Source organism: Thorsellia kenyensis, from assembly GCF_042432445.1.
Lineage (GTDB): Bacteria > Pseudomonadota > Gammaproteobacteria > Enterobacterales > Thorselliaceae > Thorsellia > Thorsellia kenyensis.
Genome location: NZ_JBHLXE010000070.1, coordinates 89,799 through 104,604, shown reverse-complemented (window position 1 = coordinate 104,604; position 14,806 = coordinate 89,799). Strand labels below are relative to the sequence as shown.

General features: G+C 36.9%; 10 protein-coding genes. 5 read left to right on the top strand and 5 right to left on the bottom strand.

What is annotated here, in order from left to right:
- Window positions 1-232 precede the first annotated feature (232 nt).
- A complete protein-coding gene (gene parE, locus ACFFIT_RS06265; RefSeq protein ID WP_385876791.1) occupies window positions 233-2,131 on the bottom strand; it encodes a DNA topoisomerase IV subunit B in 1,899 nt (632 codons plus the stop codon).
- Between the two features lie 255 nt (window positions 2,132-2,386).
- Here parE and recF point away from each other — a divergent pair, with 255 nt between their 5' ends.
- The 3 genes from recF to cpxA all read left to right on the top strand — a co-directional run bounded on the left by recF (window position 2,387) and on the right by cpxA (window position 5,827).
- Complete coding sequence (gene recF, locus ACFFIT_RS06260) at window positions 2,387-3,469, top strand: DNA replication/repair protein RecF (protein ID WP_385876790.1); 1,083 nt, start codon at window positions 2,387-2,389, stop codon at window positions 3,467-3,469.
- Between the two features lie 253 nt (window positions 3,470-3,722).
- Window positions 3,723-4,439: an envelope stress response regulator transcription factor CpxR gene (cpxR, locus tag ACFFIT_RS06255; RefSeq protein WP_385876789.1), complete on the top strand. Its 717-nt coding sequence runs from the start codon at window positions 3,723-3,725 to the stop codon at window positions 4,437-4,439.
- A gap of 8 nt (window positions 4,440-4,447) precedes the next feature.
- Window positions 4,448-5,827 carry an envelope stress sensor histidine kinase CpxA gene (gene cpxA, locus ACFFIT_RS06250; RefSeq protein WP_385876788.1) on the top strand — a complete coding sequence of 460 codons (1,380 nt, stop codon included), beginning with the start codon at window positions 4,448-4,450 and terminating at the stop codon, window positions 5,825-5,827.
- A 277-nt stretch (window positions 5,828-6,104) separates the two neighbouring features.
- Here the strand turns inward: cpxA and ACFFIT_RS06245 are convergent, their stop codons facing one another.
- Window positions 6,105-6,254 (bottom strand): hypothetical protein, encoded by a 150-nt coding sequence (locus ACFFIT_RS06245; RefSeq protein ID WP_385876787.1) that lies wholly within the window; start codon window positions 6,252-6,254, stop codon window positions 6,105-6,107.
- A gap of 21 nt (window positions 6,255-6,275) precedes the next feature.
- Window positions 6,276-7,100 (bottom strand): undecaprenyl-diphosphate phosphatase, encoded by an 825-nt coding sequence (bacA, locus tag ACFFIT_RS06240; protein WP_385876786.1) that lies wholly within the window; start codon window positions 7,098-7,100, stop codon window positions 6,276-6,278.
- Window positions 7,101-7,441: 341 nt separating this feature from the next.
- On the opposite strand from bacA, the gene spoT reads away from it, so the two are divergent.
- Together spoT and recG are read left to right on the top strand one after the other, a co-directional pair.
- On the top strand, window positions 7,442-9,571 hold the full coding sequence (spoT, locus tag ACFFIT_RS06235; RefSeq protein ID WP_385876785.1) for a bifunctional GTP diphosphokinase/guanosine-3',5'-bis pyrophosphate 3'-pyrophosphohydrolase: 2,130 nt from the start codon (window positions 7,442-7,444) through the stop codon (window positions 9,569-9,571).
- Between the two features lie 79 nt (window positions 9,572-9,650).
- The gene (gene recG, locus ACFFIT_RS06230; protein WP_385876784.1) at window positions 9,651-11,744 is read left to right on the top strand and encodes an ATP-dependent DNA helicase RecG; all 2,094 of its coding nucleotides are present in this window, start codon (window positions 9,651-9,653) and stop codon (window positions 11,742-11,744) included.
- A 79-nt stretch (window positions 11,745-11,823) separates the two neighbouring features.
- Here recG and pdxY read toward each other — a convergent pair whose 3' ends face one another.
- Window positions 11,824-12,732 carry a pyridoxal kinase PdxY gene (gene pdxY / locus ACFFIT_RS06225; protein ID WP_385876783.1) on the bottom strand — a complete coding sequence of 303 codons (909 nt, stop codon included), beginning with the start codon at window positions 12,730-12,732 and terminating at the stop codon, window positions 11,824-11,826.
- Between the two features lie 122 nt (window positions 12,733-12,854).
- Window positions 12,855-14,750, bottom strand: a complete 1,896-nt coding sequence (gene dxs, locus ACFFIT_RS06220; protein ID WP_385876782.1) for a 1-deoxy-D-xylulose-5-phosphate synthase — start codon at window positions 14,748-14,750, stop codon at window positions 12,855-12,857.
- Between the last annotated feature and the right edge of the window lie 56 nt (window positions 14,751-14,806).

Sequence of the window (14,806 nt, the reverse complement as noted above, 5' to 3'; positions counted from 1 at the left end):
GTTGAAACTATGCTTATTTTAGTGAATTTATAGGCTTACTCTAGATGCGTTCCTCGGATGCTTACTTTGTTCTTTCTTACTAAGATGAACTGAGCTTATATAAATTTTTCAATGAATTTATTTGTCTTGTATTTAAAATGCGCTAATTCACCTTAAATGTATACAATCTCCTGATAGATCAAGAAGAGAGTACTGTGAAATAGTATTTAAGCAGAAGTACTCAATATAAAAATTATAGTTCAATATCTGCTTTGTCACCTTTCTCTTGTAACCAATTTCTTCTATCTTCGGCTCTTTTTTTAGCGAGTAGCATATCCATGATAGCGTGAGTACTTTCCTCATTTTCTGCGGTTAAAGTTAACTGAACTAATCGTCTTGTATTCGGATCTAGCGTCGTTTCACGCAGCTGCAGGGGATTCATTTCACCAAGGCCCTTAAATCGTTGCACATTAGGTGTTCCTCGTTTGCGTTTTAGTTTCTCGAGGATGTGATCTTTTTCTTCTTCATCCAAGGCATAAAAAACTTCTTTGCCTAAATCAATACGATAAAGTGGTGGCATAGCAACATACACATGACCATTTTCAACTAGTTTTTTAAAGTGTTTCATAAAAAGAGCACACAATAAAGTGGCTATATGCAATCCGTCCGAGTCCGCATCCGCAAGGATGCAAATTTTACCATAACGCAAACCGGATAAATCTTCACTATCTGGATCTATTCCTATAGCAACAGAAATGTCATGGACTTCTTGAGAACCCAGTACTTCATCAGAGGACACTTCCCAAGTGTTTAGAATTTTTCCTTTAAGTGGCATAATTGCCTGAAATTCTCTATCCCTTGCTTGCTTGGCAGATCCTCCAGCTGAATCTCCTTCGACTAAAAAAAGTTCTGTCATGCTCAAATCCTGAGAAGAACAATCTGCCAATTTACCTGGTAAAGCCGGCCCGCTGGTTAATTTTTTGCGTACTACTTTTTTAGAAGCTCTTAGACGTTTTTGAGCATTTAGAATAACAATCTCAGCTAACTTTTCAGCGATTTCAGTATTATTATTTAACCAAATACTGAAATTATCTTTAATGATGGTTGACACAATGCCAGAAGCTTGTCTTGAAGAAAGTCGTTCTTTCGTTTGTCCAGCGAATTGAGGTTCCTGCATTTTTAGGGAAAGCACAAAAGCACATCTATCCCAAACATCTTCAGCACTTAACTTTACACCTCGTGGTAGTAAATTTCTAAAATCGCAGAACTCTCTCATTGCGTCAAATAGCCCTTGTCTTAGCCCGTTAACATGAGTTCCACCCACTGGAGTCGGTATTAAATTAACATAACTTTCAGTGATTAATTCACCGCCTTCGGGTAACCAAGATAAAGCCCAATCAACAGCTTCTAATTCACCATTATAACTACCTGCAAAAGGAGTTTCGGGGAGTGTAATATACTCTTCAATTGCTTTTGTAAGGTATTCATTCAGTCCATCATCATAACGCCAACTTTCTTCTGTTTCACTTGCTACGTCTTTGAATCTGATTTCAACTCCAGGACACAGAACAGCCTTAGCCTTTAAATTATGGAGTAATTTGGGGATTGAAAATTTGGGGGAATCAAAATATGTTTGGTCAGGAGTAAATTTAACCATTGTACCCTTCTCATCTTTGGGGCATGCACCAATCAATGTTAATTCACTGACTTTCTCACCATGCTCAAAGGCGATGTGATATATTTTTTGATCTCTTCTGACTTCCACATCAACTCGGGTTGATAATGCATTAACTACTGAGATACCGACGCCATGAAGTCCACCAGAGAATTTATAGTTTTGATTGCTAAATTTCCCTCCTGCATGCAAGCGAGTCATAATTAATTCAACTGCGCTTACCCCTTCTTCTTGATGAATATCTACAGGCATACCTCGACCATTATCTCTCACTTCAAGAGTTTGATCAGGATACAGGGTGATTTCGATAAGATTCGCATGGCCAGCTAATGCCTCATCAACACTGTTATCAATTACTTCTTGTGCTAAATGATTAGGGCGAGTTGTATCAGTATACATACCAGGTCGGCGTTTTACCGGTTCAAGGCCGTTCAATACTTCAATCGAATTGGCGGTATAAAGTGATTCAGTAGTCATAATTTCGGGTGTTTTTAAGTTAAATAAGTTATTTACTTTATGTGTTAATAAGAGAATAATCTAGGTAAATGTTAGACTAAAAGTCCTGTAAAATGTTATTCAAAGAATTATACATGAAAAATGAATTAAATTCTTATTTTCAATGATCCACTTGCTTAATTTTATCGTAATTATAGGTTAAATATTGTATTATATTAATGGTTTGTTAAGACTTACCATCTACTAATATCTCTCATTATTAAATAAGGTATTCATTTGTTAATTGAACGGTTGATGATTAATCAATTTAGAAATATTATTGATGCAGATATCAGATTAAATCCGGGTATAAATGCTTTTGTTGGAGATAATGGAAGCGGCAAAACAAGTCTGTTAGAGGCCATTTATACATTGGGTCATGGCAGAGCATTCAGAACTTCAATGACTCAGAGAGTTATTCATCATGATGCTCAAGCATTTTATTTGCATGCAAGTCTTTTTGATAATAGATCAAATAGTGTAAAAATAGGACTAAGTAAAGATAGACAAGGTGAGACAAAAGTTAAAATTAATGAAGTCACAGCTTGTAAAATAGCTGATTTAGCCAAAAATCTCCCTATCCAACTTATCACACCAGAAGGATTCTCTCTAATTGATGGAGGGCCTAAATTTAGACGTGCATTTATAGATTGGGGCGTATTTCATCATACCCCTAATTTTTTTGAGGCGTGGTTTAATATTAAACGCCTTATTAAACAAAGGAATGCAGCTTTAAAACAACATCACCGCTATAAGGATATTCAAATTTGGGATGAAGAGTTGGTAAAATATACATATACTATTCATTATATGAGACAATCATATTGCGATACCCTAATATTTATCATTAAAGAGTATCTTGAAAAATTTTTACCAGGCTACGTTATAGATTTTAATTATTACCCTGGCTGGAATGTACAATATGAATATGACGGCCTTTTAAGTGAATCTTTTGAAAGGGATAAGCAATTAGGTTATACGAGCTTTGGCGCTCATAAAGCAGATTTAAAATTAACTATCAATAAATTACCTGTTGAGTCAGTTTTGTCTCGAGGGCAGCTTAAACTGCTTATGTGCGCTATGAGGTTAGCCCAAGGTGATTTTTTTGCTAGAAATAATGAAAAGAATTGCCTTTTTCTGTTAGATGATTTTAGCTCTGAATTAGATACTAAAAGGCAAACACTGCTTGCTGAATCACTATTGGAACAAAGTGCTCAGGTCTGTATTACTGCATTAAGGCTTGACTTAATTAACATGTTTAATGTGCAAAAAGATTTTAGTGTGTTTAGCGTTAAAAATGGATGTTTTTATAGTCATTAAAAGCTTCAAATGAGAGAGATAACATTTTAGCGCTGAGAAGTTTCAAATAGTTTCAGATAGTTACATTTTCTCTAAAAAAATAAATTTATTTGTTTAAAATAAAATGTTACAGTTTCTAGTATTATTGTCGATATTTAGTTCAAATAATGTTGTATGATATAGAAAAATTTGTATTTAGTGCATCAGAGGATGATGACATTATAGTTATGTATTGCATCTCTATAACAGATGCTCATTTCAGTAAGGATAACTTATGAACAAAATAATGCTAGTTGACGATGATCGTGAACTTACCAGTTTACTTAAACAGCTTCTTGAACTCGATGGATTTCAAGTCGTTGTTGCCCATGATGGGGTTGAGGCATTAGAAAAATTGGACGATTCAGTACACTTGGTATTGCTCGATATTATGATGCCTAACAAAAATGGACTCGATGCTCTAAGAGAAATCAGACAAAATTATACTATACCTATCATTATGCTGACTGCTAAAGGTGGGGAGCTCGATAGAGTTCTTGGTCTTGAGCTTGGAGCTGATGACTATTTAGCTAAACCATTTAATGATAGGGAGCTATTAGCAAGAATTCGTGCGTTATTGAGACGTTCTGTTTGGACTGATGGACAAAATCAAAGTCAAGACCATTCAAGTTCTGATGATGTTTCTCCCGTAATTCAAATTGATGGTTTAACTCTTTACCCAGGTCGTCAGGAAGCTCGGTTTGATGATCAGGTGCTTGATTTGACAGGGACCGAATTCACTCTACTCTATCTTTTAGCCAAAAATATTGGGCTAGTTGTATCAAGGGATGATTTGAGTATGGAAGTACTAGGAAAACCACTAAGTCCGTTTGATAGAGCTGTTGATATGCACGTCTCTAATTTAAGACGTAAACTACCTGATCGTAAAGATGGTCTACCTTGGTTTAAAACACTGCGTAGTAGAGGTTATTTAATGGTTGCAGTAGGTTAGATATTTATATGTTCAACCACCTTTCTGCGAGAATCTTTGCGATTTTTTGGTTTACTGTAGTACTGGTAGTATTGATGGTTTTATTTGTTCCCAAACTTGATATGAGGAACATTAAAACCATCGAGGAAGAAGAAAACACGACAGGGTCGCTGATGGTACAGCGACTTGAGGCTACGTTGGATGAACAACCAAATAATCAGCCCTTTTGGACTGAAAAATTGGCAAGAATTGTTAATAGCGTTAAACTTCCAGAAGTTAACTTATTTTTGGTTAATAGTGAAGGACTCCTGATTGGTGCTAAAAGAACAGACGTTGAGTTAATACGCCACTTCATTGGAGTATCTAATGATGTTGAATCACCTAAAAAAAAGCGCTATGACAAAAGAGAATTGATAGGACCTTTTCTTGTAAATGATGAAAATGATGTCTACCTGCTTTATATGATTCGTCAAATCAGTGATTCTCAATCTGCCTTTTTAAGCCAACTTTTTGATGATCCTATTTTGCTACTTTTAGTCATCATGTTGGTCAGTACTCCCCTTTTATTGTGGCTCTCTTGGAGTCTAGCTAAACCCGCGAGAAGATTAAAATTGGCTGCAGATAAAGTTGCCCAAGGAGATCTTTCTATTCGTCCAGAACTGGAGTCAGGACCTGTTGAGTTTTTTGCGGCGGGCCGCAGTTTTAATCATATGGTGCAATCTCTCGAGAAAATGATGAATGTACAACATCGTTTATTGTCTGATATTTCTCATGAACTAAGGACTCCTCTTACAAGATTACAATTAGCAAGTGCATTAATGCGTCGCAAAAACGGTGAAACAGAAGAGTTAAATCGTATTGAAATGGAAACTATGCGCTTAGATTTGATGATCAATGATTTACTAGAACTATCACGTAAACAATATAGTGAAGAGCTTTCACGTGAAGAAATTACCGCTCAAGAGCTTTGGCACAATGTAATTGATGATGCTAAGTTTGAAGCCGAGCAGAAAAATAAATGTCTGGTATTAACTTCTGATATTGGTGATTGGATGATTTATGGGGTTCTTAATGCCCTTGAAAGTGCGATTGAAAACATTATTAGAAATGCACTCAGATATTCCTATGGAAAAATTGAAGTAGGATTTGCCAGTGATGGTAAGGAAATAATTATTACTGTTGACGACGATGGGCCAGGTGTAAAAGAAAATGAACTTGAACATTTGTTTAGGCCATTTTATAGAACAGATGAAGCGAGAGATAGAGAGTCTGGAGGGAAAGGTCTCGGCCTAGCAATTGTTGAAGCGGTTGTTGAGCAACATAATGGCAGAGTTAAAGCAGAAAAAAGTCATTTAGGTGGATTAAGAATGACGGTCGTGTTACCTATTTATGAGCCTGTACCAGCTTAAAATTTATTGAATTAGGTGCTTGATTTAGCCCAATTTGCAGAATGGATGTGTTAGCTCTTCTTGTAAGCGGAAAAAAACTAGATAAATTGCTGACAAGTTCGTCTGTTATGTTCATTTTCAATGAGAGTGAAAATATCCATTTTTTACAATAAATTTTTATCTATGCTAGCTTTGTAACTAAAACTTACCGCGCAAAAAAGTTTATTATGAGACTAATTAGGCATAAAATATTATCAAATCAAATCAAATCAAATCAAATCAAATCAAATTTATTTAATTAAAATATCACAATATCATCGGACATATGAAGAAGCTTAAGATAGGTAATGTGGCTGATTTTGATAAATCTATCAACTCTTAATATCTCAGTAACTTTTGATAACCCAAGCATAAAAAAATCGGCAACATTGCTAATTGTTGCCTTCATAATTATATGCCTTTAAGTAAATTAATTATAATAAAACACATAATAAGCCACTGCGGCTATGATGAACCTATAAATAGCGAAGGGGATAAAGCTTATTTTTTTGATTAGTGCTAAAAAGGTTTTAATAATAAGCAATGCGACTAAAAAAGCAGTGATAAAACCCGAAGCAAAAACAGGTAATAAATCCAAAGTCAAATATTGATAATTTTTGTATACATCTAATGCTGATGCGCCCATCATCATCGGAACGGCTAAAATGAAAGTAAATTCTGCCGCCACATATCTATTCATTCCAAGAAGCATCCCACCACTGATTGTCGAACCTGAACGAGAGAAACCTGGCCATAGTGCTAGGCATTGGAAACATCCCACAATGAATGCTTGTCCATAAGTTACTTCATCGATTGTTCTAACTTTTTCAATTTTAGGTTTAAATACCTCTGCAATAATTAATAGCACACCACCCGCGACAAGTGCATAGATGACTGCTAAGTTAGATGAAAAAAGTGACTTAATTTGGTCATGCAAGAGCAAGCCTAGTACGATAGCAGGTGCTCCAGCTAAAATAAGGTGTAACAAGCTAAAATGTCCATTACTGACATGCGCAGGTTTAGAACCAAAATGAATGCCAATTAACCCAAATAGTCTCTTCCAAAAAACACAAACCACAGCAAGTATAGAACCTAACTGAATCACAACTTGAAAGGTTTCTGCAGCTTTACCTTCAAATCCTAACCAATGACCAACCAGTATCATATGACCGGTGGAGGAAACAGGTAAGAATTCAGTCAAACCTTCAACAATACCTAATATAATTGCGTGTAAAATTTGTAGCTGCTCAGTCATAGTTTTTGTCTCGAAAAAAAGATTATTGAGTATAAACGGAAGATTATAGGGAATAAAAACACTGAAATGCAAACATTCATCTAATTTTTGAGTATAATTTTGCCTTTAAGCGTTTAAATGCCTTAAAATGAGATGAATTCTATCATAGCTTTTGTTATTCTTTTAATTAAAAAAGGGCTAATATTAAGACACTTAAAATCTATTTGTTGTCTTGTATATTTTAATTGCTGAACAATAAATGATATTCAACTTTACTGAATGGTAAAAAGTTAGACAAAAAAGTTGGGGACTATTCTCCCGACTAAATATTAATTATGCTTAAATCACAATAGGATTTTAACTTGGACTACTTTTATCCTCTGCAATCGATTACATCAAATTATCTTTCTCAAGATCAAATTAAGAAGCTTTATAAAGCCTACCTCGTAGCATTTGATGCTCATGATGGGCAAACACGTTCAAGTGGCGAACCTTATATTACTCATCCGGTGGCTGTCGCTTCAATTTTAGCTGAGATGAATCTTGACGTTGAAACGTTGATGGCGGCTTTATTACATGATGTGATAGAAGATACAGACGCAACTTTTGATGATATGAAACAACTCTTTGGCCAGAGTGTTGCTGAGTTAGTCGAAGGAGTTTCTAAACTAGATAAATTAAAATTCAGAGACAAGAAAGAGGCTCAAACAGAAAATTTTCGCAAAATGATCATGGCAATGGTCCAAGACATTCGGGTGATTTTAATTAAATTAGCAGATAGAACCCATAATATGAGAACGCTTGGATCATTGAGACCAGATAAGCGTCGACGAATTGCCAAAGAAACGCTAGAAATTTATAGTCCTCTAGCCCATAGATTGGGAATCCAGCATATTAAAGTTGAATTGGAAGATCTTGGATTTGAAGCGCTATACCCTAATAGGTATCGTGTGATCAAAGAAGTAATTAAATCTGCTCGTGGTAATCGCAAAGAGATGATTCAACGTATCCTTGATGAAATTAAAGGGCGTTTAGATGAAAATGGTATTGCATGCCGGGTATTTGGAAGAGAAAAAAACATTTATTCAATCTATCTTAAGATGCAATTAAAAGAACAGAGATTTCATTCCATAATGGATATCTATGCTTTTAGAGTAATAGTTCTAGATATTGAGAGCTGTTATAGGGTACTTGGGCAGGTACATGGGCTATTTAAACCTAAGCCTGGTCGATTCAAAGATTATATAGCTATTCCTAAGGCAAATGGCTACCAATCTTTGCATACCTCGTTAATTGGCCCTCATGGCGTGCCTGTTGAAGTACAAATTAGAACTGAGGATATGGATCAGATGGCCGAAATGGGAGTGGCAGCCCACTGGGCCTATAAAGACGGCGTTGATGTTTCACAAAAACAAGGAACTACAGCTCAAGTAAGAGCAGAGAAGTGGCTTAAAAGTATCATTGAGTTGCAACAGAGTGCAGGTAACAGCTCTGAATTTATAGAAAGTGTCAAATCTGATCTCGTTCCTGATGAAATTTATGTATTTACCCCTAAAGGTCGTATTGTTGAGTTACCAGCAGGAGCAACAGCAGTGGATTTTGCTTATGCAGTCCATACAGACATTGGTAATTCCTGTGTTGGGGCAAGGGTTGATAGAAATCCTTATCCTTTATCGCAAGCGCTTCGAAACGGTCAAACTGTTGAAATCATTACAGCTCCAGGAGCAAGACCGAATGCCACATGGCTAAATTTTGTGGTAAGTTCTAAAGCGAGGGCAAAAATAAGGCAGATGGTTAAAAATCTTAATCGAGATGAAGCAATAGTTCTTGGTAGAAGAATGCTTAATCATGCTCTTGGGGATACGATTAATATTCATGATGTTTCACCAGATATCTTACAAAAAGAACTCTCTCGCTTAAAATTAGAGTCATTGGATGATTTACTCGCAGAAATTGGTTTGGGAAATCAAATGAATGTTGTTATTGCCAAACATCTATTAGGCGAAGCTGAACATTTTGAACCTGGTTATAGCAACGGTAACACTGATGGACTTTTACCGATTAAGGGAGCTAGTGGAATTCTGCTTAATTTTGCGAAATGCTGTAAACCTATTCCAGGCGATCCCATTATTGCGCATGTTAGTGCAGGCAAAGGCTTTGTCATTCATCATGCAGGATGTAGAAACTTTAGACAATCGGATAAAGATAATGATAAGTTTATGGAAGTTGCGTGGGATAAAGAGCAAACCCAAGAGTTTGTCACTGAACTTAAAATTGAGTTGATTAATCAGCAAGGTGCACTGGCCAATTTAATTTCTATAATAAGTGGAGCTGATTCAAACATTGTACACTTAAATACTGAAGAAAAAGAGGGACGAATTTATATTATTTATATGCATATCATGGTTAAAGATAGAGTGCATTTAGCAAATATTATGCGCAAAGTTAGAATTTCTCCTGAGGTGATTAAGGTAAGTAGAAACCGCAATTAATTATATATTTTGTGAATGCTGACCCATTAAAAGATAAAAAAGCGTGATAGACAGACTCTAAAAAATTAAAAGGATTTGGATGAAAAAACTGGGGACTATTCTCAATGGTATTGAATTGCATGCCTTAAAAGGGGTAGGGCCTGCTCTGGCTAAAAAACTCAATAAGTTAAATATTCTTACCGTAAAAGATTTGTTGTTCCATTTACCTTTACGCTATGAAGATAGAACTAAAATTACACCAGTGGGACAGGTGTCGCCATTGGAATATGCTACAATTTTTGGTGAGATTGTTCAGTCAGAAGTGACTTATGCAAGACGTGCCATTTTAACTTGCTCTGTGAATGATGGAACAGGTGTCATTAATTTGAGATTTTTCAATTTTTTTGCTGGGCAGAAGCAGGCAATGCAAGTGGGTAAATTTGTGATTGCTTTTGGGGAAGTTCGTCCTGGTAAGTACGGACCAGAGATGATTCATCCTGAGTATAAAATTACGACGCAAGCGTTTGTTGATTCGGATAAATTGCCGAAAACCCTCTCCCCTGTATACCCTTTAACAGAAGGGGTTAATCAGAATCAATTAAGGCAGTTAACCCACCAAGCTCTCACCCTACTGAAAACAACTCCGCTTGACGAACTATTACCCAATGACATTGCTATGGGATTGCCCTCATTAGCTGAATCGATAACTCTAATGCATTTACCTCCAGTAGAAATGACACTAGAACAGTTTGAAAAAGGCACATTTCCAGCACAGAAGCGTCTAATTATTGAAGAGTTTACAGCGCATCACTTAAGTATGCTATTAGCAAGAAAAGAAACGAAAAAGTTACAAGCCTATCCTATAGAAAAAAATTCAAAACTAAAAAAAATGTTCTTGAACGGATTGCCTTTTAAGCCTACTCATGCTCAGATAAGGGTTGCTGAAGAAATAGCAGAAGATTTATCTAAAAATACTCCAATGATCCGTTTAGTACAAGGGGATGTAGGCTCAGGAAAAACTTTGGTCGCTGCATTAAGTGCAATAGATGTGATAGCGCAAGGTTTTCAAGTCGCACTGATGGCTCCTACAGAATTACTCGCAGAACAGCATGCCAATAATTTTTCTAAATGGTTTGAGCCACTTGGGATCTCAATAGGATGGGTTGCCGGTAAACAAAAGGGCAAAATGCGTAAACAGCAAGAAGAGGCGATAGCCAAAGGCCAAGCACAAATGGTTGTAGGCACCCATGCGATTTTCCAAGAGCAAATACAATTTGCGCGCTTGGGGTTAGTTATTATCGATGAACAGCATCGTTTTGGGGTACAACAAAGATTGGCGCTGTTTGAAAAAGGAATAGACCGAGATATCTATCCTCATCAATTAGTTATGACTGCAACACCTATTCCAAGAACTCTAGCGATGACTGCTTATTCTGATTTAGATTCGTCCATTATCGATGAATTACCTCCTGGTAGAACCCCCATTACGACGGTAGCTATTCCTGATAGCCGTCGTGATGAAATAATCGATAGAGTTCGTGCAGCATGTCTGAATGAAAAAAGACAAGTGTACTGGGTATGCACTCTTATTGATGAATCAGAAGTTCTAGAAGCACAGGCAGCTGAAGAAACGTATTTATTACTGCAAGATATGTTACCAGAACTCAAAATTGCGCTTATTCATGGTCGATTAAAAGCCTCCGAAAAACAAACGCTAATGGCTGCCTTTAAAGCACAAGAATATGATTGCTTAGTTGCAACCACCGTGATTGAAGTTGGGGTGGATGTGCCTAATGCTAGCCTTATGGTAATAGAAAATCCGGAACGCTTAGGATTAGCACAATTACACCAATTAAGGGGGCGAGTGGGTCGAGGCAGTGTGGCTTCTCATTGTGTGTTACTGTATAAAACGCCGTTAAGTAAAACGTCACAAAGGAGATTACAAGTATTAAGACAAAGTAATGATGGATTTTTTATTGCGGAAGAAGATTTAGCTATTCGTGGGCCTGGAGAAATTTTAGGAACGAGGCAAACAGGCGCTCTGAACTTTCATATGGCGGACTTAATCAGAGATAAAACTCTGATCCCTTATGCACAAACAGTCGCTATAAGGTTATTAGACGAGGAACCAAATAAAGCATACGCACTCATAGAACGCTGGCTTCCTGAAAGTTTACGATTTAAACGGGCTTAGTAAAATACCCCTAAGATCCTTTTTTGCTTTTAAGCTAAAGGTAGGGGAGTGAGAATTAAGCAAAGTTAGTCATTAGAGGCTAAATAGATTGACTAGTAAACAAAGTACTAGGTAAGTGAATATCTGTTTGATGATCTATCAAAGGTAAATCTCTTGCGCCTTGCTTTGTATGGGTAACTAGAGCATAAAGACTGCTCACTGCATGCTCTAATGCCTTATGAATTGGCATTTGATTTAGTATGTGAGACAATAAAATTGCAGAAAAAGTATCTCCCATGCCGTTGGGTAAAGGGTTTAAATCATGGTAGGGTGTTTCAACTAAAAAAGCACTTTCTTTGGTAACTAATAGCGTTTCAAGTTTGTCATTAGGTAATTCAGGCAGTTTTAAGCTAGTAATTACGATGGCCTCTAAATATTGACTCTGATCTATCAATTTCCTTGCACTTAATATCACTTCATCCACTGTAGTAAATGTTCTTTTCGCAATCAGTTCAAACTCAAAGTGATTCGGGGTGATGATTGTCGCTTGCATGATGGCTTGTGTTTTTAAAAACTCAGGGATACCAGGTCTGACGAATACTCCTCTACCTACATCTCCAATCACAGGATCGCACAGATAAATCATCTGCGGTTGAGATTGTCTTATTTTTTTGACCGCATCTAAAATCACATCGCCAATAGCAGCATCACCTAAATAACCTGATAATACTGCGTTACATTGATTTAGCACTCCTCTGGCCTCAAGCCCTAAAAGGACATCCTCTATGTGAGCAGCACTAAATACTTTCCCCTTAAATTCACCATAACCTGTATGGTTTGAAAACTGAACCGTATTGATAACGATAGGCTGTATTTTCAATAGTTGCATTGGAAAAGTTGCCGCCGCATTACCCACATGGCCATAAGCAACGTGGGATTGTATGGTAAGAACGTAACGAGGAGTAGAAATATCAGACTTTAAATTCTCAGTAGTTAGCGTTGTTTTCATCGCATGACCTCATAGGAAAACGCAGTTAAAAGCTATAGATATGTAAGTATAGCTCAAAAAAAGTGAGGGAGTAATAATAAATCCCTAAGAAGAACTAATTCAGTACATAAACAGTTTTATTATTATAAAGCATTAAAGGCAGCCACGATTTTTAGTTCTATGCCTTTAGCATCCAATCCAAGCATCTGTCTGATTTCGTCTTGTTCACCTGGGGGAACAAAGTCGTCAGTTAACCCTATATGCAATATAGAAGTATGGAAATTTTGTGAGTGAAGGAATTCACTCACAGCACTACCCGCACCGCCTGCGATAGCATTTTCTTCTAGGGTGACTAACAATAAGTGATCATTGAGTAAATCAATGATGCATGATTCATCTAGTGGCTTAACAAAACGCATATCAACCAGCGTTGCATCAAGTTTATCTGCAACAACCATTGCTTGTGACTTTAATGTGCCAAAATTTAGAATTGCAATTTTCTTTCCTGACCTAATTTTATTCGCTTTACCTATTTCTAATGGGGCAAGGGGGGCCAACTCAACGCCTAGGCCATTACCTCTAGGATATCTCACTGCAGCTGGTCCATTATGATAAAGACCTGTTTGAAGTAATAATCGACACTCGTTTTCATCACTCGGTGTCATTATGACAATATTAGGGATGCAACGAAGAAAAGAGAGATCGAATGCACCTTGGTGTGTCTGTCCATCGCTGCCGACAATACCGCCTCTATCTATTGCAAATAAGACAGGAAGATTTTGTATGGCGACATCATGAATAACTTGATCGTAAGCACGCTGTAAAAACGTTGAGTAAATAGCAACAACGGGTTTTAATCCCGCAATTGCTAACCCAGCTGCAAAAGTGACCGAATGTTGTTCAGCAATTGCAACATCAAAATAGCGGTCTTTAAATTGTTCTGAGAAACGAACCAGTCCAGAGCCCTCGCGCATAGCAGGCGTAATAGCCATAATGCTTTTATCTTTTTCAGCCACTTCACAAAGCCAATCGCCAAATATTTCAGAGTATGTCTTGGTTTTTGGTTTAGTTTTAGGTAATAATCCCTCATAGGGGTTAAATTGTGGAACAGCGTGAAAACGAATAGGATCATTTTCTGCAGGTGCGTAGCCTTTGCCTTTTTTGGTCATAATGTGCAAGAGTTGAGGACCTTTTTTTTCTTTCAATGATCTCAATGTGGATACGAGAAGCTCTACATTATGTCCATCAATAGGCCCTGTGTAATGAAAACCTAACTCTTCAAAAAGTGCGCTTGGAACAACCATACCTTTTACATGTTCTTCAGTTTTTTTAATGATGTGTTTTAATGGAGGCAAAGGGACGGGAGAATCGGATAAATCAGGTAAAGTATCGAGTACTTTTTTGCCACTTTCTCTGAGTCGACTATATAAATCGCCTGATAATAATTTGGCTAAATGATTGTTAAGAGCACCTACATTCTCTGAAATCGACATTTCATTATCATTTAAAATAACCAGCATATCAGGTTTAATATCACCCGCGTGGTTCATTGCTTCGAATGCCATGCCTGCTGTGATAGCTCCATCGCCAATAACACAGACAGTTTTTTTATTGGTGTTAAGTTTTCTAGACGCAATAGCTAGGCCGACTGCCGCACTGATAGAGGTGGAGGAGTGACCTACAGATAAAACATCATACTCACTCTCTTCGCGCCAAGGAAAAGGATGGATTCCTTCTTTTTTGCGAATGGAACTGATTTTGTCTAGGCGACCTGTTAATATTTTATGAGGATAGGCTTGATGACCTACATCCCATATTAAATAATCATATGGTGTATTGTAAACGTAATGAAGCGCAATGGTCAGCTCTACCACACCCAAACCTGAGGCAAAATGGCCACTTGAGCGACTGACAGAGTGTAATAAAAAATCTCTTAATTCATCACTGAGCTGATTTAGCGAATCAATTGGGATTTTTTTTAGTGCGTCAGGATACTTTGCATTTGCAAGTAGAGGGTATTTATTCGGGTCAAAAACCATGCTGCTCCCATCTTAAACGTCAATTAGGTAAAAGTTAAAAATTTACAATCTTATAA

What these genes read in the sequence shown, in the direction of transcription:
- parE (WP_385876791.1), bottom strand. Translation starts at nt 2,131, where the DNA reads ATGACTACTGAATCACTTTATACCGCCAATTCGATTGAAGTATTGAAC.
- cpxR (WP_385876789.1), top strand. Translation starts at nt 3,723, where the DNA reads ATGAACAAAATAATGCTAGTTGACGATGATCGTGAACTTACCAGTTTA.
- cpxA (WP_385876788.1), top strand. Translation starts at nt 4,448, where the DNA reads ATGTTCAACCACCTTTCTGCGAGAATCTTTGCGATTTTTTGGTTTACT.
- ACFFIT_RS06245 (WP_385876787.1), bottom strand. Translation starts at nt 6,254, where the DNA reads ATGAAGGCAACAATTAGCAATGTTGCCGATTTTTTTATGCTTGGGTTA.
- bacA (WP_385876786.1), bottom strand. Translation starts at nt 7,100, where the DNA reads ATGACTGAGCAGCTACAAATTTTACACGCAATTATATTAGGTATTGTT.
- recG (WP_385876784.1), top strand. Translation starts at nt 9,651, where the DNA reads ATGAAAAAACTGGGGACTATTCTCAATGGTATTGAATTGCATGCCTTA.
- pdxY (WP_385876783.1), bottom strand. Translation starts at nt 12,732, where the DNA reads ATGAAAACAACGCTAACTACTGAGAATTTAAAGTCTGATATTTCTACT.
- dxs (WP_385876782.1), bottom strand. Translation starts at nt 14,750, where the DNA reads ATGGTTTTTGACCCGAATAAATACCCTCTACTTGCAAATGCAAAGTAT.